Genomic DNA, 24724 nt, shown 5'->3' with positions numbered 1-24724 from the left:
CAGTCTGGGCTATGGCGCCGGCGGGTTGTCCAGGATCGATTCCGGCTGTGGATTCAGCGGCGCGACGCAGACCGCGATCACGCCCATGCCGGTATGCGCGGCCAGCACCGCTGGCAGCGACTCGACCACGACCGGCGCAGCGCTGAACGGGGCCAGTTCGGTGGCGATCTCCTCGGCCAGTTCCTCGGCGCCGAAATGCATCACCCCCAGGCGCACCTCGCCCTTCGCGCCACGGGCATCGCGCAAGGCCAGCGAGACCAGCCGCGCGGTGGCGCGCGCGAAGGAGCGGGGCTTTTCCAGGGCGGCGATCGCGCCATCGGCAATACCGAGGATCGGCTTGAAGTTCAGCAGGCTGCCGAGAACCGAGGACAGTGCGCTGATCCGGCCGCCGCGGCGCAGCTGCTCCAGGCTGGGCACCGCGAAGTACACGGAATTGGCGGTGGCGGTGCCGGCGATCTGCTCGAGCATTTCCAGCGGGGCACCGGCGTCGCGCGCAGCCAGCACATCGGCCACGGCGAAGCCCTGGGGCAGGCAAACGGTACGCGTGTCGACCACCGCGATCGGCGCGTCGAAGCCGCGCGCGGCCAGGCGGGCGGCATCCACGGTGCCCGACAGCGCCCCGGACATGTGGATCGAGATGACCGATTCGCACCCGGCCTCCAGCAGCTGCCGGTAGGCGCGTTCGAACTCGCCTGGTGCCGGGCGGGAGGTCTTCACCGCCTTGCCCATGGCCAGGCCCATCATCAGCGCCTGCAGGTCTTCGCCCTGCACATGGTTGTCCACGATGATCGGGATCGGCACCTGGATGAAATCCGCATGCCGCGCGAAGGCCTCTGGCAGGCAGGAGGCCGAATCGGAGACCACCCCGATGCGGGTACGAGAAAGCCCGCGCGGGGCCAGCCACTTGGGCAGCCAGCCCGCGCGCGAGCTTTTCTGGCGTTCAGTCATGAGCCGAGCTTACGGGGCGGGGACCACGTTCACCAGCTTCGGCGCACGCACGATGACCTTCAGCGGCTCCTTGCCATCGAGCATCCGGATCACCGACTCGTGGGCCAGCGCCTGCTCGCGCAGCTCGTCCTCGGTAATGTCCACGGATACTTCCAGGCGCGCGCGCACCTTGCCCTTGATCTGCACGACCGCGGTGATGGTGTCATCGACCAGCAGGGACTCATCGACCTGCGGCCACGCGCTGGTGACCACGCTCGGGGCGTAGCCCAGCGCTTCCCACATGTCCTCGGCGGTGTACGGGGCGAACATGCTCAGCAGCTGGGCGAGAACCGTAGCGGCCTCGCGCACTGCCGGGTCGGCGGCGCCGGCACCGGAGTCGATGGTCTTGCGGGTGGCGTTGACCAGCTCCATGGCCTTGGCGATCACCACGTTGAACTTGCCCGAGTCCAGCAGCTGCGCGGCCTCGTGCACGGTGCGGTGGGTGATCTGGCGCAGCGCCTTGTCCCCTGCCGCGTAGTCCACGCCTGGTTCGCTGGCCACGTCCTGGGCAATGCGCCAGGCGCGGGCCAGGAACTTCTGCGAGCCCGATGGCGAGACGTCGGCCCAGTCCACGTCGTCCTCCGGAGGGGAGGCGAACACCATGGTCAGGCGCACCGCGTCGACGCCGAACTTGTCCAGCTGCTCGCCAAGATCCACGCCGTTGCCCAGCGACTTGCTCATCGCCTTGCCGCCGTTGAGCACCTGGCCCTGGTTCAGCAGCGCGCTGAACGGCTCGGTCGCGTCGATCAGGCCCAAATCGTGGATGACCTTTGTGAAGAAGCGCGAGTAGAGCAGGTGCAGGATCGCATGCTCGACGCCGCCGACGTACTGGCCGACCGGCATCCAGTCGCGCACCGCCTTCGGGTCGAACGGCCCTTCGGCATAGTTCGGGGAGACGAAGCGCAGGAAGTACCAGGACGAATCCACGAAGGTGTCCATGGTGTCGGTGTCGCGCTTGGCCGCGCCGCCGCACTTCGGGCAGGGAACGTTGACCCAGTCCTCGGCCGCGGCCAGCGGGCTGGTGCCCTTCGGGGCGAGCTGCTCGCCGCGCAGATTATCCGGCAGGCGCACCGGCAGCTGGTCCTCGGGAACCGGCACCTCGCCGCAGTCCGCGCAGTGGATGATCGGGATAGGGGTGCCCCAGAAGCGCTGGCGGCTCAGCAGCCAGTCGCGCAGGCGGAAGTTCACGGTGTGCTTGCCGGTGCCGGCAGCTTCCACGATTTCGATGGCGCGGGCGATCGCTTCGGCCTTGCCCAGCCCGTCCAGCTGCCCGGAGTTCACCAGCTGGCCCTCGCCGGCGGTGGCGATGCCGGTGGCGTTCGGGTCCTCTTCCCCGGTGTCGACGACCACGCGCACCGGCAAATCGAAGGTGCGGGCGAAGTCGAGGTCGCGCTGGTCGTGCGCGGGCACGGCCATGATCGCGCCGGTGCCGTAGTCGGCCAGCACGTAGTCGGCGGCCCAGATCGGCAGCTTCTCCCCCGACAGCGGGTTGATCCCGTAGCGCCCGGTGAACACGCCGGTCTTCTCGCGCTCGGTGGACTGGCGCTCGATTTCGCTCAGCGCCTTGACCTGCTCCTGGTAGGCTTCCAGCGCTTCGCGGTGCTCAGCGGTGACCAGTTCGCCGGCCAGGTCGGCATCGGCGGCGACGACCATGAAGGTCGCGCCGTACAGGGTGTCCGGGCGGGTGGTGAAGACCGGGATCTTCACCGCCGGCTGATCCTCGTGCGCCTCGATCTCGAAGGTGACCTCGGCGCCTTCGGAGCGGCCGATCCAGTTCTTCTGCATCAGCAGCACGCGCTCGGGCCAGTGGCCCTTGAGCTGGTCCATGTCCTCAAGCAGGCGGTCGGCGTAGTCGGTGATCTTGAAGTACCACTGGTTCAGCGACTTCTTGGTCACTGCGGTGCCGCAGCGTTCGCACGCGCCGTTGACGACCTGCTCGTTGGCCAGCACGGTCTGGTCCTTCGGGCACCAGTTCACCGGGTGGTCCTTGCGGTAGGCCAGGCCCTTCTCGTAGAACTTGTTGAACAGCCACTGGGTCCAGCGGTAGTACTCCGGATCGGAGGTGTGCAGGCGGCGCGACCAGTCCGCGGAAATCGCGTAGCGCTTGAAGCTGGCGGCCTGGGTGTCGATGTTCTTGTAGGTCCACTCCGCAGGGTGCGCATTGCGCTTGATCGCGGCGTTCTCCGCCGGAAGGCCGAACGAGTCCCAGCCGATCGGGTGCATCACGTCATAGCCGCGCAGGCGCCAGTAGCGTGCGACGACGTCGCCCATGGCGAAGGCCTCGGCGTGGCCCATGTGCAAATCGCCCGAGGGGTAGGGGAACATGTCCAGCACGTAGCGGCGTTCGCGGCTGCCGTCATCGGCGGGCTTGAACACCTGTAGCTCGTCCCACACCGGAAGCCACTTGGACTCGATGTCCTTGAAGTCGTAGGTCCTGGGTTCGTTCGTCGATGATGTCACGCTGCTCTTCTCACACGCTTTGCGGAAAAATTTCCGATAGGAAAATTTGCTCTTGGTTCCAGACACAACAAAAGCCCCCAAATTTCCACTCGGGGGCACGGCCATCGGGCCGCGCTTACACTAGGTTGCGCTTAGGATTCATATCGCGATTCTATCGCATCTGTCCTGCCCACGCGCGCATCGGTGAAGCGCAAGATTGTTCACAACCGCCAACGGGCCGCCCGCGCTTATCCACAATTGGCGGCTACGCCGACGCGCAGGCCGATCCAGCGCCCGATCATGGAGCCATGAACGCCCCTGCCCTGATCGCCGCTCTGCGCACCGCATGCCAGGTCCCGCTGCACCTCGGACCTGCATTATCCGGCGCCATGCTGCTGCGCCTGGGCTACCTCTGCCTGGCCCTGTACACGACCCTGGGCAAGCTGGTGCACGGCTCGGGCGACCCGCGCCTGGTCCTGGCGCATCTGCAGCTGGCCGAACGCTTCGCCCAGCAGGTCCATGGCGACCAGCTATCCGGCGCGCTGCAGGCCGAAGCCACCGGCGCCCACGCGTTGTCCCTGGAGGGCTATGCCGCGCTGCGGGTGCCCGCCGATGATCCCGAAGCCATCAGCGATGACCTGTTTGCCGGGGAGCCGGGCATCGTGCCGGGGCGCTGCTGCTACAAGGACACCGCTGAGCTGCTGGCCGCCTGGCTGGGGCTGGGCTACTTCGAAGCCCGGCAGCGCCTGGCCGACGCGCACCTGCTCATCGGGCGCCGCGCCCCCGATGGCGGCATCTGCGCGCCGCGCTTCCCCCAACTGGCAGGGCTCTATGCCAAGGGCACTGGCGACCGCCGGGCCATCGCCTCGGCCGCACGGCGCCTAGACCGGCTCGAACCGCAGGACACCACCTTTGACGGCGTGCCCCTGAAATTGCAAGCCTACGGCACCGATGGCCGCACCCTGGATGAATCCGCGGCCGAAGCGCTGGGCGACCTGGGCCCACGGGCAGCGCAGAAGCGGATCAGCGCCGAGATCAGGACCTACAAGGAACTGCATGGCAAAAAACTGCCGCCGCGACTGGGCTTCTTCATCGGCCCTGTGAAGGACGGCGTGCATTTCTTCTCGCTGCGCACCGATGCCAGCGACGCGCAGCTGCTGAATTCGATGGCCGCCCAGGCCGGAAATCCGCGGACCAAGTCAGGCCGCGCCGACCGCGAAGCCGAACAGCAGCGCACGCCGGAATCGGGCTCCGGCACCGGAAACCCCGATGACCAGGATCAGGAACCCCTAACCGGCCACGATTCCACGGCCAGCCAGGACTCGGGTGCCGAGCCGCAGCCATCAACTGAACCAGAAACGGCACCGCAGGCGCCTTTCTGGCTGCGCAGCGAACACCCCATGCCGCCGTGGGCCGAAGACGAAGCAGAACCCGGCAACGGGTGTGCTCCGGAGCCCGGAAACACCGAAGCGCATGCAGATGGCGATGCGGCACACGACGAGCTGCGAAGCGACGAGGCCACTGAACAGCCGGATCTGCACCGCCGCCGGCTCAATGCATTCATGGCGTTGCTGCGAGCCCCCTTCACCGGCGGAAAAAGGAAGGTCGTCACCCCGAAATTCGTGGTCTACCTGTGGCTCGCAGACTTGCAAAACCTGGCCGATGCGCATGGCATGACCGCCAACGGCGTCGATATCCCGCCCGGCGAGCTGCGGCAGCAACTGGCCAGGGCGAACATCATCCCGATCGTGCTCGGAGGCAACAGCCAAGTGCTGGATATGGGGCGCAAGATGCGCTATCACAAGGGTGCGATCCGCGAAGCCATCATGGCCCGGGACCGAGGCTGCATCGTGCCTGACTGCACCGCGCCCCCGGACCAGGTCGAAACCGACCACTACCTGAAACCCTGGTCTGACGGCGGGGAAACCAGCGTCTGGTCAGGGGCCGGACTGTGCACGGGCGATCACCACAAGCGCCACGCCGGGCAGATCACGGTGATCGATGTCGACGGGCTGCCGCACGTGCTCATGCCGGAGCATGTCGATCCGGAACGAATACCGCGCCGCAATACCTATTGGGGTGCCCGGCAGGCAGGCGAATCCCCCACCCGCCACGCACCTGCCGCACCGGACACCGAGCCGCCGGGCAAGGAAGAAACCCCTGATGCAGGGCGGGAAACCTGAGCGGCCCAAGGTGTTGACAGGGCCGTCTTAAACGGGCAGCGCCCGAACCACGCCAATGGGCGGTTCGGGCGCTGCCGGTGTCCGGAACGGTTCCGGCCAAGCCGCAGTCGGGCTCAGGCCTTGGTATCTTCGTCGACCCAGTCGAAGGTACGGGTGACAGCCTTCTTCCACAGGCGCAGGCTGCGCTCGCGCGACTCCTCATCCATGGTCGGCTCCCAACGCTTGTCCTCGGCCCAGTTCTGCTCCAGCTCGCCCAGATCCTTCCAGAAGCCAACGGCCAAGCCAGCGGCGTAAGCCGCACCCAGCGCGGTGGTCTCGGTGACCTGCGGGCGAACCACTGGCACGCCGAGGATGTCGGCCTGGAACTGCATCAGGGCTTCGTTGGCCACCATGCCGCCGTCGACCTTCAGTTCGGTCAACGGAACCTCAGCGTCGGCGTTGACCGCGTCCAGTACTTCTCGCGTCTGGAATGCGGTGGACTCGAGCGCCGCACGGGCAATGTGGTTCTTGTTAGCATAGCGGGTCAGGCCGACGATCGCGCCGCGGGCATCCGAACGCCAATAGGGAGCGAACAAGCCAGAGAAAGCCGGAACGATATATACGCCGCCGTTATCCTCAACCTGGGCCGCCAGCTGTTCGACCTCCGGGGCGGTGGCGATCATGCCGATGTTGTCGCGCAGCCACTGGATCAGGGAACCGGCAACGGCGATGGAACCTTCCAGGGCATACACCGGTGCGCTCTCGCCCAGCTTGTACGCCATGGTGGTCAGCAGGCCGTTGGTCGAATTCACGATCTCCGTGCCGGTGTTGAAGATCAGGAAGCAGCCGGTGCCATAGGTATTCTTCGCGGTGCCCGCGGTGAATGCGGCCTGGCCGAAGGTTGCCGCCTGCTGGTCGCCCAGGATACCGGCAACCGGCACCTCGCGCAGCAACTGGTTCGTGTGCACCGTGCCGTACACCTCCGAAGACGAACGGATCTCCGGCATCATGGACAGCGGCACGCCGAAATCGGCCAGGATCTTCTCGTCCCATTGGAGGGTCTTCAGGTCCATGAACAGCGTGCGCGACGCGTTGGTCACGTCGGTAACGTGCACACCGCCGTCCACGCCGCCGGTCAGGTTCCACAGCACCCAGCTGTCGGTGGTGCCGAACAGCAGGTCGCCTGCTTCTGCACGTTCCCTCGCGCCTTCGACATTGTCCAGGATCCACTTGATCTTGGTGCCCGAGAAGTAGGTTGCCAGCGGCAAGCCGACAGTCTGCTTGTAGCGTTCCAGGCCGCCATCACCCGCCAGCTCGTCGACGATGTCCTGGGTACGGGTGTCCTGCCAGACAATCGCGTTGTAAACGGCTTCGCCGGTGTTCTTGTCCCACACCACCGTGGTTTCGCGCTGGTTGGTGATGCCGACGACCTCGATGTCGTGACGGGTCAGGTTGGCCTTGGACAAGGCCTGGCCGATCACTTCGCGCACATTGGTCCAGATTTCGGCTGGATCATGTTCGACCCATCCGGCGGCCGGGAAGATCTGCTCGTGCTCCTTCTGCCCTACCGAGTGGACCTCACCGGCATGGGTGAAGACGATTGCACGGGAACTGGTGGTGCCTTGGTCAATGGCAATAACGAATTTTTCACTCATGATTCACTACTCTCTTTCTAGAACATTGCCGCGGCAAGCGCGCCGCCGAGGATACCGCCGATTGCTGGGCCAGCAAGTGGAACCCAGGAGTAAGCCCAGTCCGAACCGCCCTTGCCCTTGATTGGCAGCAACTGGTGCGCCAAGCGTGGGGCAAGGTCACGGAATGGGTTGATGGCGTAGCCGGTGGCTCCACCCAGGGACAGGCCGATGGCAACAACCAGCAATGCTACGGCCAGTGGGCCCAGCTGGTGCGGAGTCTTGCCCAGGCCAGCGATCACGAAGACCAAAATGAAGGTACCGAAGATCTCGGTGACCACGTTCCATCCGTAGGAGCGGATAGCCGGGCCGGTTGCGAAGACGCCCAGCTGGTTCCCGGCATTCTGCGGGTCATCAAGGTGCTTCTTGTAGGCCAGCCAGACGCCCACGGCACCAAGGAATGCGCCGATGAACTGCGCCAGGAAATACAGCAAGGTGGTGGCCAAGGTGATGGCAACTCCCGGAGCGTATTCGGTGACGTCGCTATTGACCATCAGGCCCAAGGTCACCGCAGGGTTCAGGTGCGCACCGGAAATACCGGCAACCCACACGCCGCAGTAAACAGCAAAGCCCCAGCCGAAGCTGATGGACAACCAGCCAGCGGCGCTACCTAATGTGCCTTTCAAGGCGACATTGGCGCAGACGCCGCCACCCATCAGCAATAGTACGAAGGTGCCGAGCATCTCGGCGAAAAACACGTGAGTGGACATCATTGACCTCTTAGGTGATTTCAACTGCCGGCAGCAATTTGCCGCCGGCCAAGAGCAGATTAATCCAGGAGAACTCCGTGGGCATCTGCAAGGACCGAGACAGAATGGTCGATCTCGGCTTGGATCTGGGACTTGTCCCAGCCCATCGGATCAGCGAGGCAGTTAGCGACCTCGATCACCAAATTCTTTGTTACCAGGCCACGGAAGGCCAGATTGGTGCGGCGGATGAAAACGTCGATCAAGCGGCCGACCTGCTCGTAGTTGGCCATGTAGGCCAATTCTTCGCAGCTCAGTTCCTTGGTGTGCTCCAGCAGGGTCTCGTTCTCGCCGATGGCCTCGAGCAGCGCGTCGGCGCCGGTTCCATAGCGTTCAAGCAGAATGCGCAGGCGTTCGCGTCCGGCACGGCTTTCACGTGCTGCGAACCAGGCGGCAACTTCGCCGTCGTTGCGAGGGAAGTTCTTGCCGCCGCCGATGGCCACCCCGGCGGTGGACTTCACTTCGCGGGCGCCCAGGAATTCCAGGGCCTTACCGCCCAGGTTTTCGCTCAGTGCGCGGAACGTGGTCCACTTGCCGCCGATCAGCGAAAGCATGGTGGTGGTGTCTGTCAGGCGGGTTTCCTTGATCTGGTAGTCACGGGACACGAACCCTGGAGCGGTATCGTCGTGGCTGGGGAGCGGGCGGACGCCGGAGAACTTGTAGACGATCTGCTCTTCGGTGGCCTTGATGCCCGGGAAGACGTGGTGCACCAAGTCGAAGAAGTACTCCACTTCCTCATCGGTGCATACCGCTGGTTCGTTCATGTCGTGCTCGAGGTCCGTGGTGCCTACCAGCACGCGGCCGAGCATCGGGTAAATCAGCACGATGCGGCCATCTTCATGTTCGAAGAAGATCTCGCGGCCGCCGGTAGCGGCAAGCAGTTCCGGGTGGTCCAGCACGATGTGCGATCCCTTGGTGCCGCCGGTCCACTTGGTTTCGCGTCCCAGATCCTTGTTGGTCATGTCGACCCATGCGCCGGTTGCGTTGATGATGACCTCGGCGTCGAAGTCGAATTCTTCGCCGGAGAGCACGTCGCGCAGCTTCGCGGTGCCTGATTCGACTCCGGTCAGCTCGACGTAGTTGCTGGCGCGGGCCTGGTCGTTGGCGTTCAGCCCTTCGCGCAGCACGTCCAGGGTCAGCCGCTCCGGGTTGTGCACCGAAGCGTCGAAGTAGGTGGCGGTGTACCTGACATCGTCGCGCAGTGCTGGAAGGTCTTGGCGGGCAGCCTTCCCGGCCTTGAAGTTGTGCCATGGGGTGTTGCGTCCGCCGATGCCAGCGAACACGTCATACATGATCAGGCCGGCCTTGATCAGCGCTGCGCCGCGTTCGGTCGGCTTGCCCGACTTGTGGGTCAAGAAGCGCATTGGCGCGCTGAGCATGCCGGAAAACGTGGAGAAAATGGGGATGGTGGTCTGCAGCGGCTTCACGTAGTGCGGTGCGATTTCCAGCAGCGAGTTGCGTTCCTGCACGGATTCGTGGACCAGGCGGAACTCGCCGTTTTCGAGGTAGCGGATTCCGCCGTGGATCATGTGAGAGCTGGCACCGGAGGCGCCCTGGCAGTAGTCGCCCCGCTCGACCAGGGCGACATCGATCCCCTGCATGGCCAGGTAGCGGAAAGTGGCGACGCCGTTGATGCCGCCGCCAACAACCAGAACCTTCGCCTGCGGACGTTCACGCAGTTTGGCTAGCTGTTCCCGAATCACGATTTGTGCCCCTTGTGTAATAAATGGATGAGTCTGAAGCTAGTCTTGTTACAGAACGGCAAAGCGGTCAAACAAAATGCACAAACGTGCAGAAGTGGTCTGAATCATGATGAAATCCTCCCCCCGGGGCACCTACAAACGGGCAACGAATGGCACATCCGTGCACAGCACTCCCAAGGCCAAGGACGCGCTGCGCGCCGCCCAGCTGTACTACCTGCAGGACATGAAGATGGAAGCGATCGCCAAAGAGCTGGGAACCTCGCGTTCGACGGTCTCCCGCTTGCTCTCCCACGCTAAGCGCACCGGCATGGTCTCGATCAGCATCTCGCCCAGCGCCAACATGTCGGCGCTGCTGGGCAACCAGCTCTCCGAGCACTACGGGATAAGCTTCAACGTCGTGCCCACCGACGGCAACATGGACGACTCCGAATTGCTTTCCCGCGTCGCTGCGCACGCCGCCTATCTGCTCGGCGGCATGGTCTCCTCCTCGATGACCGTGGGCGTCGCATGGGGGTCGACGATGCAGGCGGTGTCCATGGCCCTGGGCTCGCACCCCACCCATGACACGAAAATCGTGCAGCTCAACGGGGCGGCAAACCCGGTGACCAGCGGAGTGCGCTACGCCAGCGACATCCTCACGCGTTTCGGCCAGGCCTTCACCGCACGCACCGAGCAGTTCCCGGTCCCGGCCTTCTTCGACCGGGCATCCACCCGCGAAGCCATGTGGCAGGAGACGTCGATCCAACGGGTGCTGCAGGTGCAGAAGGAGATGAACCTCGCGGTGTTCTCGCTGGGCTCGGCCGGTTCCGCTGTCGTCTCGCAGGTGTACCGCGGCGGCTACTTGACCAAAGACGAAGCCCAGGAACTGAACGAGATCGGTGTGGTCGGCGACGTGGCCACGGTGTTCTTCGACAAGAACGGCACCAGCTCGAATATTTCGCTCAATGCCCGTTCCACCGGGCCAGCCCTCGATGCACTGCGCAAGGTGCCGACACGGTTCTGCGTGGTTGCAGGGCGCGGCAAGCTGCAGGCGGTGCGCGGTGCGCTTAAAGGCGGGTTGATCACCGATCTGGTGATCGACGAGGGCACGGCCCTGGCGCTGCTGGACGGGTAGGGTTAAAGCCATGGCCCCCCGACAGCAGCTAGCGACCACCCACCATTTCAACGGCGCCGAAATCCGCGTCTACACCCACCCGGCCCAGAAGCCCTCGCGCGGCGTGATCTACGCGGTGCACGGATTCCGCGGAGACCACCACGGGCTGGCGCGCATCGTCTCGCATCTGCCGCACTACACGGTGGTCGTCCCCGACCTGCCGGGTTTCGGCTCCTCGACGTCGATGCTGGATCTGGACCACGATGTCGACGGGTATGCGGCGGTGCTCAACCAGCTGGCCGAAGAACTGCAGCTGGGTCCTTCGGTGCACCTGCTGGGGCATTCCTTCGGATCGATCGTGGCCGCCAAGCTGGCCACCGTGCGCAGCTTCGCCTCGTTGCTCTTGCTGAATCCGATCTCGGAGCTTGCCTTGGAATCCGACCAGGCGCTGCTGTCCAAGCTGGCCAGCGGCTACTACGAGGCATGCGCCAGGATTCCGGCGGGCATCGGCGAAGCGCTGCTGCGATCCAGGCTGTTCAGCGATGCGATGAGCCTGGTGATGACCAAGAGCAAGGACCCGGACATCCGGGCCTACGTGCGCGAGCAGCACCGCGCCTATTTCGGCGGCTTCCATTCGCGCGCGACCCTGGCCCAGTCCTACCGCGCGTCGATCAGCTCGACCGTCGGGGACTGCTCCCCTGCCCTGGGACTGCCCACGCTAATGGTCGCCGGGAGGGAAGACGAATTGGGCACCCCGCAGACGCAGGAAACGCTGCGGGCCAGCTTCGCCGACGCGCAGCTGGTGATGCTCGAGAACGTCGGGCACCTGATCCACTATGAAAAGGCCCCGGAAACCGCGAAGGCCATCGACCGCTTCCTGCAGCAGCTGGCAGCTGGCCGACACTAGCGCCGCGGCACGTTCCTAGAGCGCGTCGTCCGGATCGATGGCGATCGCCACGACCGGGTCCTTGGCCGCGGACATGGTTGCGCGCAGGTGGCGCAGCGCCGTGGTCACCGCAGTTCCGTCGGCGTAGGAGAAGAAGAGCACGTAGCGGTGCTGGGCCGGCGGCCCGTCAATCACCGTCGGACCATGGATTTGCACGCGCGCACGGGTCTCGGGATCCAGGTTGGCGACCAGCCGTTCGGCTCCCAGGCCCGAAATGACCGCGCTGCGCACCGCCGGAGGCAGCCCCACCTCGCGGCGCTCGGCCAATTCGCGTTCGGCAAAGCTCGCCGGGTCGTAGCGCACCAGCGCGGCCCCGGCAGGGCTCGGATTGCCGGTCAGCACCACGACTCCGTCAGCCCGCGCCATGGAGGCGGCGGTGAACCATCGGGCGATGACTTCCTCGGCGTTGCGCAGCGAATCGTGGGCCATCATCCTGTCGGCATCGAGCAGCAGCACCGCGGCGTACCCGGATTCGGCAAACGGTTCGACCCCAGGGGTTGCGACGACCAGCGCCGGCTTGTCGCCGATCCTGTCCACCGGCTTTGCTCCGGTGGAAGAAATAACGCTGACCTTGGGAAAGGCCAGGCCGAGTTCTTCGGCGGTGCGGTCGGCGCCGATGCTGGCCGCCCGGATCCGCGGCGAGGCGCAGTGCGCGCAGCGGTAGTCGTGGTACTGCTCCCCGCACCAGCGGCAGGCCACATGCGAGCCCTTGCCGGCAATGTGCAGCGGGCCCTGGCAGGCGGGGCAGCGCGCAGGGGTCCGGCAATCCTGGCAGGCCAGAGCCGGCATGAACCCGGTGCGCGCCACCTGCACCAGCACCGGACCGGTTTCCAGCGCCTTGGTGGCTTCGCGCCAAGCCAGCGACGGGATGCGGGCCCTAGCCAGCACCGGGTCGCGCTCCAGCTCGAAATCATTGGTGGTGGCCACGACGCGGGCGGTGTGCGCACGCAGCAGCTCGCGCGGCACCTTCAGCTCGATGGCCCAGCCGGTGTCCACCAGGCGCTGGGCTTCGACCGAGCGCGATGGCGCGGCGATCAGCAGGGAGATGCCTGCCTGGGCGCTGCGCAGCAAGGCCACTTCGCGGCTGTGCTGGTAGGGCGCGCGCTGTTCGCGGTGCGAGTGGTCCGCGTCCTGCCACACGATCATCATTTCCAGCCCGGGCACGTGGCACAAGGCCGCCGAGCGGGTGCCGATCACGATCTGAACGTGCCCGCCGATGGCGCGCAGGAAGTTGCGGTAGCGCGGTGTCGGCCCGTCGTCGGCCTGCAGCCGGGCATAGGACTCGGCCCCGAAGTGCTCGTCGAGGTAGCCGCCCAGCAGGCGCAGGTCGCGGGCATCGGGCACGATCAGCAGCACCCGCTGGCCGCGCTCGATCACCGGACGGGCGGCATCCATCAGGAAGCCGGGCCAGGATCCGTGGAAATTCGGCACCCAGGTGGCCACTGCCCGCAGGGTTTCGCCACTGCCCCAGGCGGCCAGGGCCTGCTCCCCGTGCTCGTAGTGGAGCAGCTGGTTCGGCGCCTCGGGCAGCTTTGGGGCGACGGTGGCCAGGTCCTCTTTTTCGACCTTGGCGGCGCGGGCGGGCACGGCCAGGCGCACCACATCCCACAGGGTGCCGGCGTAGCGGGTGGCGACCTCCTGCGCGGCGTCCACGATAGCCGGGTACAGCGCCACCTGGGTGCTGACCAGCTTGGCCAGCGGCCTCAGCTTCATTTCCGGGGCGTAGTCCTCAAGCACGGCAACGATGAACCCGGAGAGCAGCTGCGGGCCGAAGTGCACCTTCACGCGGACTCCGGCCACTGCATCCTCCGCCATCGAGGGCGGGATCTCGTAGTCGAAGAAGCGGTCCAGATGCGGGACCGAAGAATCAATCAGCACCCGGGCAACCCGCTTGATGCGGGCCGGCTCGGGTGCTGAGATCAGGGCGTCTTGCTGCACGGTGGCTAGGCGTTGAACCAGCTGCGCAGGGCGTCGACGCGGTCCAGCTTCTCCCAAGTGAAGTCGTTGTCCTCGCGGCCGAAATGGCCGTGGGCAGCGGTCTTGCGGTAGATCGGGCGCTTGAGGTCCAGGTCCTCGATGATGCCCAGCGGACGCAGGTCGAACACCTCGTTGATGGCCTTGGTGATCTTCGCCGGGTCAACGGTCTCGGTGCCGAAGGTCTCCACGTACAGGCCCACCGGACGGGCCACGCCGATCGCGTAGGCCACCTGGACCTCGGCGCGGCGGGCCAGGCCGGCGGCGACCACATTCTTGGCCACCCAGCGCATGGCGTAGGCTGCGGAGCGGTCGACCTTCGATGGATCCTTGCCGGAGAACGCGCCGCCGCCGTGGCGGGCGAAGCCGCCGTAGGTATCGACGATGATCTTGCGTCCGGTCAACCCGGCATCGCCGACGGGGCCGCCGATGATGAACGGGCCCGAAGGATTCAGGATGATCTTCGTGTTCGAGGTATCCAGGCCCGAACGCTCCAGGATCGGAGTGACGACCTCTTCGTGCAGGTCGGCCTTCAGCGTGGCCAGCTCGTATTCGGCGGCGTGCTGGCTGGAAACGACCACGGTGTCCACCGAGACCGGCTTGTCGCCGTCGTAGCCGATGGTGACCTGGGTCTTGCCATCCGGGCGCAGCAGCGGCATGCGGCCGTTCTTGCGGACCTGGGTCAGGCGTTCGGACAGGCGGTGCGCCAGGAAGATCGAGGTAGGCATCAGCGAATCGGTTTCATCCGAGGCGTAGCCGAACATCAGGCCTTGGTCGCCGGCGCCCTGCATGTCGCGCGGGTCCTTGGCGGTGCCTTCGCGGGACTCCAGCGAGTTGAAGACGCCGTCGTGGATTTCCTGGGACTGCTGGCCGATGGACACGGACACGCCGCAGCGCGCCCCGTCGAAGCCGTTGGCCGAGGAATCGTAGCCGATGTCCAAAATGGTCTTGCGGACGATCTCTGGGATCTCCACATAGCCGTTGGTGGTCACCTCGCCGGCCACGTGCACCAGGCCGGTGGTGGTCAGCGTCTCGACGGCGACCTTCGAGTCCGGATCCTGGGCCAGCATGGCGTCGAGGATCGCGTCCGAGATCTGGTCGCAGATCTTGTCGGGGTGGCCCTCGGTCACGGATTCCGAGGTGAAAAGACGAAGTTCAGGGGTTGTTGAAGTCACCGTATAACTCTATCTGGTCTCTGGGACCGGTAAGCAGAACTAGGACATTTCGTGAACAAACACCATATGGCGCGGCTCACTTTGTTACAGCTGCATGACTTTTTGCGGCATTCGAAATCTGCTCGATGACCACGCGGGCCACCTCCAGCTTGCTGCCCGAGGCTTGCACCGCTTCGGCGTGATCGGCGAAGAGGACGTGGATGCTGTTGGTTTCCTGCCCGAAGGTCAGCGTCGCGCCCACCTCATTGACCACGAGCATTTCGCAGCCCTTGCGCTCCAGCTTGGCCTGCCCGTACTCGAGCACGCTGCCCTGCTCGTCGCCGGTCTCGGCGGCAAAGCCGACGATGAACTCCGGCAGGTCCGGGTTCTGGCTGCGGGCGGAAACCAGTTCGGCGAGGATATCGGGGTTGCGCACCAGCTCGATGACCGGTGCCGAATGCTCGTCGCGCTTCTTGATCTTCGAGTTCTCGATGCGTGCCGGACGGAAATCGGCGACCGCCGCGTTCATGATCAGCACGTCCTGGCCCGGAGCGTTTTCGAAGACCGCCTCGCGCAGCTCCAGCGCGCTTGAAGCGTGCACCAGCTTCACGCCATGCGGCGCGGGAACTTCCAGATGGGTGGCGATCAGCGTGACCTCGGCCCCGGCATCACGGGCGGCCTGCGCCAGCGCGACACCCTGGCGGCCCGAGGAGCGGTTGCCCAAGAAGCGCACCGGGTCCAGCGGTTCGCGGGTGCCCCCGGCGGTGATCAGGACCTTGGAACCAGCGAGCACCGGCTCGGAGAGCAGGTCCTGGACTGCCGCGAAGATCTCATCTGGTTCCGGAAGCCGGCCCGGTCCCGAATCCTTTCCGGTAAGCCGCCCCGAGGCAGGTTCGATCACCCGCACGCCGCGATCGCGCAGGGTCTGCACATTCGTGACGGTGGCCGGGTGCTGCCACATTTCGGTGTGCATGGCGGGGGCCATCACAACCGGAGCCCGGGTGGCCAGCAAGGTGCCGGTGAGCAGGTCGTCGGCCAGCCCTGCGGCGGCCTTGGCCAGCACATCGGCGGTAGCCGGAACAATCAATACCAGATCGGCCTGCTGGCCGAGACGCACGTGGTTGACGGTATCGACCGCTTCGAACACATTCGAGGTCACCGGATTTCCGGACAGGGCCTCCCAGGTGGCATTGCCCACGAAGTTCGCGACGTTCTGGGTGGGGATCACATCGACATGGTGGCCGGCTTCGCGCAGCAAGCGCAGCAGGAGCACGGACTTGTAGGCGGCGATGCCAGCCGAGACGCCTAGGACAATTCGCTTCACGAAGTACTTCCTCGAGGATTCGGTGCGGTGATGAGGTGGGTGGAAAAGGGGCTTAACGAAAAAGAAGGCGCCCGCTGCGGGGCGCCGACTTTTCGATTAGTCCTCGATGGCCTCGGCCGGAGTGACCTTCAGCAGGCTGTCATCCAGCTCGCGCAAGGCGATGGTCAGGGGCTTCTCGTTCAGCTTGGTTTCCACCAGCGGGCCGACGTACTCGAACAGGCCTTCGTTGAGCTGCGCGTAGTAGGCGTTGATCTGGCGTGCGCGCTTGGCCGAGTTCAGCACAATGGCGTACTTCGAGTCGTTGGTCTCAAGCAACGAGTCGATCGATGGGTTGATGATTCCCTCTGGGTTGGACACAGGACTCCCTATTTGTCGTTCTTTAGCCCCATGAGGGCTACAAGCTCTTCGGCGGCACGTGCGACATCGTCGTTGACGATGGTCACGTCGAATTCTGATTCCGCTGCAAGTTCTAGTTTAGCGGTTTCCAGGCGACGCTGCTGTTCCTCGGCCGATTCAGTGCCGCGTCCCACAAGCCGGCGCACCAATTCGTCCCACGATGGCGGGGCGAGAAAGACGAATTTTGCCTCGGGCATCGACTCCTTGACCTGGCGCGCACCCTGCAGATCGATTTCCAGCAGGACCTTCTTGCCCTGTGCCACTGCATTTTCAACCGTGGAGCGAATCGTGCCGTAGCTGTTCTGGCCATGGACGACAGCCCATTCCAGCATCTGGCCTTCCTCAACCAGGGTTTGGAAGCGCTCGGGGCCCACGAAGAAGTAGTGGACTCCATCCTGCTCCCCCGGCCGGGCGTTGCGGGTCGTTGCCGACACCGAGAGCCAGACATCTGGATAGTTATCGCGGATGTAGGTAGAGACGGTGCCCTTGCCTACTGCCGTGGGGCCGGCTAGAACAGTTACCGACGCTGCGGTCATTGACTACACTTTCGTTTTTGGCGGGCTTTGCTTGAAGTGCTCGGTGATTGCGGTGCGCTGCTTGCGTCCCAGTCCGCGCAGACGGCGGGATGGGGAAATGCCAAGTCGCTCCAGCAAGTTTGCCGCGCGTACTTCACCTACGCCCGGTACCGATTCCAGAAGGTCCATGACACGCATGCGTCCCACGGCTTCATCTTCGTATACCAAGTCTAGTACCTCGGTGATGGAAATTTTTCCGGCACTGAACTCCGCCTTGATTTCTGCACGACGAGTGCGTGCGGCGAGTGCCTTGGCGCGGGCCCGGATACGATCTTCGTCAGAGAGTTCTCGCAGTACCATCGTTCAGCCATCCTTCAGTTGTAGTGGACTAAGGCTTATGTTGAGAAACATAGCGAGGTAACGCTGCTTTTGCAAGACTAAACGCGTTGTGGCTACTAGAAACTCTAATAGCCACAACGCGCCTATGCCACTTATTCGAATTTTTTGCTAGCTAGCTGCCAGCAATTCGTCCCGGACCCTCAGGGCCTTGTCGCGGAGCGCGGTCTTGTCCGGCCCCGCTTTGAGGATGTCCCGGCTGCTCGTGCCCAGCACTTGGCCGTAGCTGGAGGCGAATGACTTGGCAATATCAGCTGCCGTGGCACCTTGCGCGCCAAGTCCCGGAGTGAGCAGCGGAGCCTTGGAGGCCGCCAGATCGATTCCGAGCCTGGCCGGCGCATCGCCGATGGTGGCACCGACGACCAAACCGACATGACCTAAATCTTCTGCACCTGAATTTTCGGCAGTGACTTGGTCAATAATCGTTTTAGCAACAGAGTTTTCTCCGCCGACATGCTGCACAGACGGCCCCTCCGGGTTGGAAGTCAGCCCGAGAACGAACACTCCCCTGCCGGTGGCAGCAGCCAAATCCAGTGCCGGACGCAGCGACTCGTAGCCCAGGTATGGGCTCAAGGTCACCGCGTCTGAGACCAGTGGGGAAGCGTCATCGAGCCATGCGGTCGCGTACGCGGCCATGGTCGAACCGATATCCCCGCGCTTGGCGTCGGCCAGCGTGAGCAGCCCGGCGGCCTTCGCGGCGCTCAAGGTGTCCTCCAGCGCGGCAAATCCCTTGGACCCGAAGCGCTCGTACAGGGCGACCTGGGGCTTGAGGATGGCCGCCGCACCGGCCATCGCTTCCACGACTGCCAGTGAGAAAGATCGCACGCCATCGGCGGTATTCTCCAGCCCCCAGGCTTCCAGCAGCGCCGGGTGCGGATCAATCCCCACGCACAGCGGGCCGGAAGCCTGCATGGCCGAACGAAGCCGCTGGCCGAATGGAATCGGCTCAGGCATTGCGTGCCGCGTTCAGGTTGGCGTCGTGCACCTGCAAGCTGGTGACATCCCACTCGTACTCGCGCAGGGCATCGATTGCCTGGACGGAGGCGTTGAATTCCGCAACGGTGGTGATCACCGGGGTGCCGACCGAGGTCGCGGCGGCGCGGATCTCGTAGCCGTCGCCACGCGCATCCGAACCCGACGGGGTGTTCAGGATCAGGCCGATCTGGCCGGCCACGATCAGGTCGACGATGGACTCCCCGCCTTCGTGCAGCTTGCCCACCACCTGGGTCGGGATGCCGTTGCGGCGCAGAACCTCGGCGGTGCCGCCGGTGGAGATGATCTCGAAGCCGTTGTCGGACAGGTGCTTGACCGGCATCACGATCGAGCGCTTGTCGCGGTTGGTGACCGAGACGAAGACCTTGCCGGCGGTGGGCAGCGGGTTGTTCGCCGCGGCCTGCGACTTGGCGAAGGCGGTGTCGAAGTACTTGTCGAAGCCCATGACCTCGCCGGTGGAGCGCATTTCAGGGCCGAGCAGCGAGTCGACGACCTTGCCTTCCGGGGTGCGGAAGCGGGCGAACGGCATGACAGCTTCCTTCACGGCGATGGCCGCGGCTTCCGGCAGGTGCGCGCCGTCGCCGGTGGCCGGCAGGTAGCTGCCGCGCAGCTCGGCCAGGGTCTTGCCGACGCCGATCAGCGCGGCGACCTTGGACAGCTGCACGCCGGTGGCCTTCGAGGTGAACGGCACGGTGCGCGAAGCACGCGGGTTCGCCTCGATCACGTACAGGATGTCGCTGGCCAGCGCGAACTGGATGTTGATCAGGCCGCGCACGCCCACGCCTTCGGCGATCGCCCGGGTGGCCTGCTTCACGCGCTCGCGCACGTCAGGGCCCAGGGTGATCGGAGGCAGGGTGCAGGCCGAGTCGCCCGAGTGGATGCCGGCTTCCTCGATGTGCTCCATGATGCCGCCGACGTACAGGTCGGTGCCGTCGAACAGGGCGTCGACGTCGATCTCGATCGCGTCTTCCAGGAAGCGGTCCACCAGTACCGGGTGGTCCACGGTGATCTCGGTGGCGTTGGTGATGTAGCGCTCGAGGTTGGCCTCGTCGTACACGATCTCCATGCCGCGGCCGCCCAGCACGTAGGACGGCCGGACCAGCACCGGGTAGCCGATGGAGTCGGCGATGGCCTTGGCCTCGGCGAAGGACACGGCGGTGCCGTTCTTCGGCGCGACGAGCCCGGCGTTATCCAGCACCTGCTGGAAGGCGCCGCGGTGCTCGGCCAGGTCGATGGCTTCCGGCGAGGTGCCCAGGATCGGCACGCCGGCGGCCTTCAGCTCGGCGGCGAGCTTCAGCGGGGTCTGGCCGCCGAGCTGGACGAATACGCCCAGCACGCCGCCGGTTTCCTCTTCGGCGTGGATGACCTCGAGCACGTCTTCCAGGGTCAGCGGCTCGAAGTAGAGACGGTCGGAGATGTCGTAGTCGGTGGAGACGGTCTCCGGGTTGCAGTTGACCATCACGGTCTCGTAGCCCTCGGCGCGCAGCGCCATCACCGCGTGCACGCAGGAGTAGTCGAACTCGATGCCCTGGCCGATGCGGTTCGGACCCGAGCCGAGGATGATGACCGACTTCTTCTCGTGGGCCGCCACCTCGGTCTCCTCGTCGTACGAGGAGTACATGTACGGGGTGAAGGCCTCGAACTCGGCGGCGCAGGTGTCAACGGTCTTGTAGACCGGGCGCACGCCCAGCGCGTGGCGGATGCCGCGGATCACCGACTCGGACTTGCCGGTGAGCTGGGCCAGCTGCGCATCGGAGAAGCCGTGGCGCTTGGCTTCGCGCAGCACGTGCTCGGGCAGGTGCTTGTTCGCGGCCACCAGCTGCGCGACCTCGTTGATCAGCTGCAGCTGGTCCAGGTACCACGGGTCGATCGCGGTGGTCTCGAACAGCTTCTCGATGGACACGCCGGAGAACAGCAGGCGCTGGACCAGCGAGAGGCGTTCGGTCGAGCCCTTCACGATCGAGGCCAGCACTGCTTCGTGCTCGGCTTCCGGGATCGGCTCGAAGGACAGCTCGGAGCCCTTCTGCTCCAGAGAGCGCAGCGCCTTCTGCAGCGCTTCGGTGAAATTGCGGCCCAGGGCCATCGCTTCGCCGACCGACTTCATGGTGGTGGTCAGGGTCTTGTCCGCGGCCGGGAACTTTTCGAAGGCGAAGCGCGGGACCTTCACGACCACGTAGTCCAGGGCCGGCTCGAAGGAAGCCGGGGTCTTCTTGGTAATGTCGTTCGGGATCTCATCCAGGGTGTAGCCCACGGCCAGCTTGGTGGCGATCTTCGCGATCGCGAAGCCGGTGGCCTTGGAAGCCAGCGCGGAGGAACGCGAAACGCGCGGGTTCATCTCGATGACCACGACGCGGCCGGTGGCCGGGTCGATGGCGAACTGGATGTTGCAGCCGCCGGTGTCCACGCCGACTTCGCGGATGACCGCGATGGAGATGTCGCGCAGCTTCTGGTATTCGCGGTCGGTCAGGGTCATCGCCGGGGCGACGGTAATCGAGTCGCCGGTGTGCACGCCGACCGGGTCGAAGTTCTCGATGGAGCACACGACCACGACGTTGTCGTTCTTGTCGCGCATCATCTCCAGCTCGTACTCCTTCCAGCCCAGGATCGACTCCTCAAGGAGCACCTCGGTGGTTGGCGAGTACTGCAGGCCGGCGCCGGCGATGCGGCGCAGGTCCTCCGGGTTGTAGGCCATGCCCGAGCCCAGGCCGCCCATGGTGAACGACGGGCGCACGACCACCGGGTAGTTCAGCTCCTCGACGGCGGCGAAGGCCTCGTCCAGGGTGTGCACGATGACCGAGCGGGCCGATTCGGCGCCGCAGCGCTCGACGACGCCCTTGAACTTCTCGCGGTCCTCGCCCAGCTCGATGGCTTCGATGTTCGCGCCGATCAGCTCGACGTCGTACTTCTGGAGGGCGCCGGACTTGTCCAGCGCGATCGCGGTGTTCAGCGCGGTCTGCCCGCCCAGGGTCGGCAGGATCGCATCCGGACGTTCCTTGGCAATGATCTTCTCGACGACCTCGGGGGTGATCGGCTCGACGTAGGTGGCGTCGGCGAATTCCGGGTCGGTCATGATGGTGGCCGGGTTGGAGTTGACCAGGATGACCCGCAGGCCCTCCTCCTTCAGCACGCGCAGGGCCTGGGTGCCGGAATAGTCGAACTCGGCGGCCTGGCCGATGACGATCGGACCCGAACCGATGACGAGAACTGATTTCAGATCGGTGCGCTTAGGCATTACTTGCTGTCCTTTTCTGCGGCGGAATCCAACGCGGTCATGAAGCGGTCAAAGAGGTAGGCGGCATCGTGGGGGCCGGATGCGGCCTCTGGGTGGTACTGCACGGAGAAGGCCGGGATGTCCAGGCAGGACAGGCCCTCGACCACGTGGTCGTTCAGCGAGTAGTGCGAGACCTCGACCTTGCCGAAGCGCTCGACCGGCGCGGTGACGGTGCCTTCGATCGGCGCGTCGACGGCGAAGCCGTGGTTCTGGCTGGTGATTTCCACGCGGCCGGTGGCCTTGTCCATCACCGGCTGGTTGATGCCGCGGTGGCCGAAGCGCAGCTTGTAGGTGTCGAAGCCCAGCGCGCGGCCCAGGATCTGGTTGCCGAAGCAGATGCCGAAGTACGGCATGCCGGCATCGAGCACCGAGCGCACCAGTTCCACCTGCGCGGTGGCGGTGGCGGGGTCGCCCGGGCCGTTGGAGAAGAAGACGCCTTCGGCGCCGGTGGCCTTGATGTCCTCAAGGGTGGCGTTGTACGGCAGCACGTGCACGCGCAGGCCGCGCTCGGCCAGGCGGTGCGGGGTCATCGACTTCATGCCCAGGTCGATGGCGGCGACGGTGCGCTTGGGCTCGCCGGTGTAGCCGTGGTCGGCCGGCTCGACGATGTAGGCGGTGTCAACCGACACCTCGGCGGAGATGTTGCGCCCGGCCATCGACGGCTGCGCCTTGACCAGTTCCACCAGTTCGGCGTCGGACTTCGCGGCGTCATCGCCGGAGAAAATGCCGGACTTCATGGCGCCGGCGTCGCGCAGGTGGCGGGTCAGCGCGCGGGTGTCCACGCCCTGGATGCCGACGATGCCGTACTCGACAAGGTCCTCGTCCAGGGTGCGCTCGCTGCGCCAGTTGCTCGGACGGCGGGCGGCGTCGCGCACCACGTAGCCGGCGGCCCACATGCGGGTGGATTCCGGATCCTCGGAGTTCACGCCGGTGTTGCCGATGTGCGGGAAGGTCTGCACGATGATCTGGTGCGCGTAGGACGGGTCAGTCAGGGTTTCCTGGTAGCCGGTCATGCCGGTGGTGAAGACTGCTTCACCCAGGGTGGTGCCCACGGCGCCATAGCTGCGTCCGCGGAAGATGCGGCCATCTTCGAGTACCAACACGGCTGGTAGGTTGCTCAGGGAATTCACTTATTTGTCTCCTGCTCGGCTTACGTCGTCGTGCGACGCCAGCAACTGATAAATCTTGGGGGTGTCCTCGTGGTAGCGGGGACGGAATCCGGTGTCGAAGGTGAAGCCGTCCTTGTTCCAGGTGATGACGATCAGGCCGTTCTTCTCCACGACCTTGCCGATCATCCCGCTGCTGCGCTTGACCTCTTCGTAGTGCTCCCACGGGATGTGCACGTCGCGCGCTCCGGAACGGATCAGGTGCACGCCTTCGCTGCCCAGCTCCAAGGTGGCGTTGGTGCGCACGCCGAGCTCATGCACGGCAATGCGGTCCAGCCAGTCGTCGAATTTCGTGGTGACCACGTACATGCCCTCGAAGCTGTGCTCCACCTGGTCGGCGAACTCCTCGAACGGCTCGGGAATCGCCGATTGCCGGGCCTTGAGGTTGCGCCAGCCCAGCAGGATCAGCGTCACGGCGGCGACGACCGCGACGATCGTCCAGATGAGCGGCTGAAGTGCTCCCTCAGGCATTGATCGACCTCGGGGTTGCCAGCTGGCCATTGAGCACGGTGGCGTGCCCGTGGAAGAAGGTGGCGCGCACCAATCCGGGCAGCTCCATGCCGGCGAACGGCGAGTTGCGGCCCTTGGTGGCCATGGCTGCCGGGTCGACGATCCAGCGGGCTGCCGGATCCACCAGGGTGAGGTTGGCCGGCTCACCCACCGCGATCGGGCGGCCCTGGTCGGCGACGCGGCCGATCTGCGCGGGCACCTCGGAGGTGATGCGCGCGACGTCAGCCCAGCCCATCAAGCCGGTGTCGACCAGCGTGTGCTGCACGATCGACAGCGCGGTCTCCAGCCCGGTCATGCCCATGGCCGCCGCGCCCCACTCGCAGTCCTTGGCTTCGGACGGGTGAGGGGCGTGGTCGGTGCCGATCACGTCGATGGTGCCGTCGGCGACGCCCGCGCGCAGCGCCATCACGTCTTCCTCGCGGCGCAGCGGCGGGTTGACCTTGAACACCGGGTCGTAGGTGCGGACCTTCTCGTCGGTGAGCAGCAGGTGGTGCGGGGTGACCTCCGCGGTGACCTGGATGCCGCGGGCCTTGGCCCAGCGGATGATCTCCACCGAGCCGGCAGTGGACACATGGCAGATGTGCAGCCGCGCGCCGACATGCTCGGCCAGCAGCACATCGCGGGCGATGATCGATTCCTCGGCGACCGCAGGCCAGCCGGGCATGCCCAGGATCGAGGAGACTTCGCCCTCGTTCATCTGGGCGCCTTCGGTCAGCCGCGGTTCCTGGGCGTGCTGGGCGATGACCCCGTCGAAGGCCTTCACGTATTCCAGGGCGCGGCGCATCAGCAGCGGGTCGAAGACGCAGATGCCGTCGTCGGAGAACATCTTCACCGCGGCACGGGAATCGGCCATCGCGCCGATTTCGCTCAGCTGCTTGCCGGCCAGGCCGACGGTGACCGCACCGACCGGGCGGACATCCACCCAGCCGGCCTTGCGGCCCAATTCGTAGACCTGCTCGACGACGCCGGCGGTGTCGGCCACCGGGGTGGAGTTGGCCATCGCGTGCACGGCGGTGTAGCCGCCGCGGGCGGCTGCCTGCGAACCGGTTTCCACGGTTTCGGCGTCTTCGCGGCCCGGTTCGCGCAGGTGGGTGTGGGTGTCGACCAGGCCCGGCAGCAGCACCAGGTCCGTCGCATCGATCACCTGCGCGTCGCCGGCGTCGGCGATGGTGCCCAGCTGGGCGATCTTGCCGTCGGCGATCAGCACGTCGGCAGGTTCGCCGCCGAGGATGGAGGCCTGCTTGATCAAGTAGTTCAT

18 protein-coding genes and 1 pseudogene are annotated in these 24724 nt (G+C 65.5%); 3 read left to right on the top strand and 16 right to left on the bottom strand.

The features are described from left to right. Positions 1 to 9: 9 nt before the first annotated feature. Positions 10 to 948 carry a DegV family protein gene (locus tag ANI01nite_RS00870; RefSeq protein WP_073706219.1) on the bottom strand — a complete coding sequence of 313 codons (939 nt, stop codon included), beginning with the start codon at positions 946 to 948 and terminating at the stop codon, positions 10 to 12. 9 nt (positions 949 to 957) lie between these two features. Beyond that, positions 958 to 3447 carry a leucine--tRNA ligase gene (gene leuS / locus ANI01nite_RS00865; RefSeq protein ID WP_141355305.1) on the bottom strand — a complete coding sequence of 830 codons (2490 nt, stop codon included), beginning with the start codon at positions 3445 to 3447 and terminating at the stop codon, positions 958 to 960. A 287-nt stretch (positions 3448 to 3734) separates the two neighbouring features. Between leuS and ANI01nite_RS00860 the strand changes: the two genes are divergently transcribed. Further along, the gene (locus tag ANI01nite_RS00860) at positions 3735 to 5609 is read left to right on the top strand and encodes a hypothetical protein (RefSeq protein ID WP_141355304.1); all 1875 of its coding nucleotides are present in this window, start codon (positions 3735 to 3737) and stop codon (positions 5607 to 5609) included. A 113-nt stretch (positions 5610 to 5722) separates the two neighbouring features. On the opposite strand, the gene glpK is transcribed toward ANI01nite_RS00860, so the two are convergent. Genes glpK through ANI01nite_RS00845 form a run of 3 tightly spaced genes read right to left on the bottom strand, consistent with a single transcriptional unit; the run spans position 5723 to position 9728 of the window. Then, a complete protein-coding gene (gene glpK, locus ANI01nite_RS00855) occupies positions 5723 to 7243 on the bottom strand; it encodes a glycerol kinase GlpK (RefSeq protein ID WP_141355303.1) in 1521 nt (506 codons plus the stop codon). Between the two features lie 17 nt (positions 7244 to 7260). Continuing rightward, complete coding sequence (locus tag ANI01nite_RS00850) at positions 7261 to 7989, bottom strand: MIP/aquaporin family protein (RefSeq protein WP_141355801.1); 729 nt, start codon at positions 7987 to 7989, stop codon at positions 7261 to 7263. 59 nt (positions 7990 to 8048) lie between these two features. After that, complete coding sequence (locus ANI01nite_RS00845) at positions 8049 to 9728, bottom strand: glycerol-3-phosphate dehydrogenase/oxidase (protein WP_141355302.1); 1680 nt, start codon at positions 9726 to 9728, stop codon at positions 8049 to 8051. A 160-nt stretch (positions 9729 to 9888) separates the two neighbouring features. Between ANI01nite_RS00845 and ANI01nite_RS00840 the strand changes: the two genes are divergently transcribed. Both ANI01nite_RS00840 and ANI01nite_RS00835 read left to right on the top strand, forming a co-directional pair. Continuing rightward, the gene (locus ANI01nite_RS00840) at positions 9889 to 10842 is read left to right on the top strand and encodes a sugar-binding transcriptional regulator (RefSeq protein WP_307723192.1); all 954 of its coding nucleotides are present in this window, start codon (positions 9889 to 9891) and stop codon (positions 10840 to 10842) included. 10 nt (positions 10843 to 10852) lie between these two features. Beyond that, positions 10853 to 11728 (top strand): alpha/beta fold hydrolase, encoded by an 876-nt coding sequence (locus ANI01nite_RS00835; protein WP_141355301.1) that lies wholly within the window; start codon positions 10853 to 10855, stop codon positions 11726 to 11728. A 15-nt stretch (positions 11729 to 11743) separates the two neighbouring features. Here the strand turns inward: ANI01nite_RS00835 and ANI01nite_RS00830 are convergent, their stop codons facing one another. From ANI01nite_RS00830 to ANI01nite_RS00780, 11 genes and pseudogenes are all read right to left on the bottom strand, one after another. Then, positions 11744 to 13705, bottom strand: coding sequence for a primosomal protein N' family DNA-binding protein (locus ANI01nite_RS00830; protein ID WP_141355300.1), 1962 nt, complete (start codon positions 13703 to 13705; stop codon positions 11744 to 11746). A 5-nt stretch (positions 13706 to 13710) separates the two neighbouring features. Beyond that, on the bottom strand, positions 13711 to 14916 hold the full coding sequence (gene metK / locus ANI01nite_RS00825) for a methionine adenosyltransferase (RefSeq protein WP_038991113.1): 1206 nt from the start codon (positions 14914 to 14916) through the stop codon (positions 13711 to 13713). A 76-nt stretch (positions 14917 to 14992) separates the two neighbouring features. After that, positions 14993 to 16228: pseudogene (coaBC, locus tag ANI01nite_RS00820) on the bottom strand (bifunctional phosphopantothenoylcysteine decarboxylase/phosphopantothenate--cysteine ligase CoaBC); the annotation flags it as partial. An 87-nt stretch (positions 16229 to 16315) separates the two neighbouring features. Beyond that, a complete protein-coding gene (rpoZ, locus tag ANI01nite_RS00815) occupies positions 16316 to 16576 on the bottom strand; it encodes a DNA-directed RNA polymerase subunit omega (protein ID WP_038991115.1) in 261 nt (86 codons plus the stop codon). Between the two features lie 8 nt (positions 16577 to 16584). Further along, entirely contained in the window at positions 16585 to 17151 is a 567-nt protein-coding gene (gene gmk / locus ANI01nite_RS00810) for a guanylate kinase (protein WP_066138462.1), read from the bottom strand. A gap of 3 nt (positions 17152 to 17154) precedes the next feature. Continuing rightward, on the bottom strand, positions 17155 to 17490 hold the full coding sequence (gene mihF, locus ANI01nite_RS00805; protein ID WP_013349055.1) for an integration host factor, actinobacterial type: 336 nt from the start codon (positions 17488 to 17490) through the stop codon (positions 17155 to 17157). Between the two features lie 147 nt (positions 17491 to 17637). Next, positions 17638 to 18480, bottom strand: a complete 843-nt coding sequence (gene pyrF, locus ANI01nite_RS00800; RefSeq protein ID WP_141355298.1) for an orotidine-5'-phosphate decarboxylase — start codon at positions 18478 to 18480, stop codon at positions 17638 to 17640. Then, entirely contained in the window at positions 18473 to 21751 is a 3279-nt protein-coding gene (gene carB / locus ANI01nite_RS00795) for a carbamoyl-phosphate synthase large subunit (RefSeq protein ID WP_141355297.1), read from the bottom strand. The genes pyrF and carB overlap by 8 nt, the downstream gene beginning before the upstream one ends. After that, positions 21751 to 22920: a glutamine-hydrolyzing carbamoyl-phosphate synthase small subunit gene (gene carA / locus ANI01nite_RS00790; RefSeq protein WP_066138470.1), complete on the bottom strand. Its 1170-nt coding sequence runs from the start codon at positions 22918 to 22920 to the stop codon at positions 21751 to 21753. Before carA ends, carB begins: the two co-directional genes overlap by 1 nt. Further along, a complete protein-coding gene (locus ANI01nite_RS00785; protein WP_066138472.1) occupies positions 22921 to 23427 on the bottom strand; it encodes a PH-like domain-containing protein in 507 nt (168 codons plus the stop codon). Next, complete coding sequence (locus ANI01nite_RS00780; RefSeq protein ID WP_141355296.1) at positions 23420 to 24724, bottom strand: dihydroorotase; 1305 nt, start codon at positions 24722 to 24724, stop codon at positions 23420 to 23422. Before ANI01nite_RS00780 ends, ANI01nite_RS00785 begins: the two co-directional genes overlap by 8 nt.

This window comes from Glutamicibacter nicotianae (assembly GCF_006539525.1).
Taxonomy (GTDB): domain Bacteria; phylum Actinomycetota; class Actinomycetes; order Actinomycetales; family Micrococcaceae; genus Glutamicibacter; species Glutamicibacter nicotianae.
This window is presented reverse-complemented; position numbering and strand designations above follow the sequence as displayed.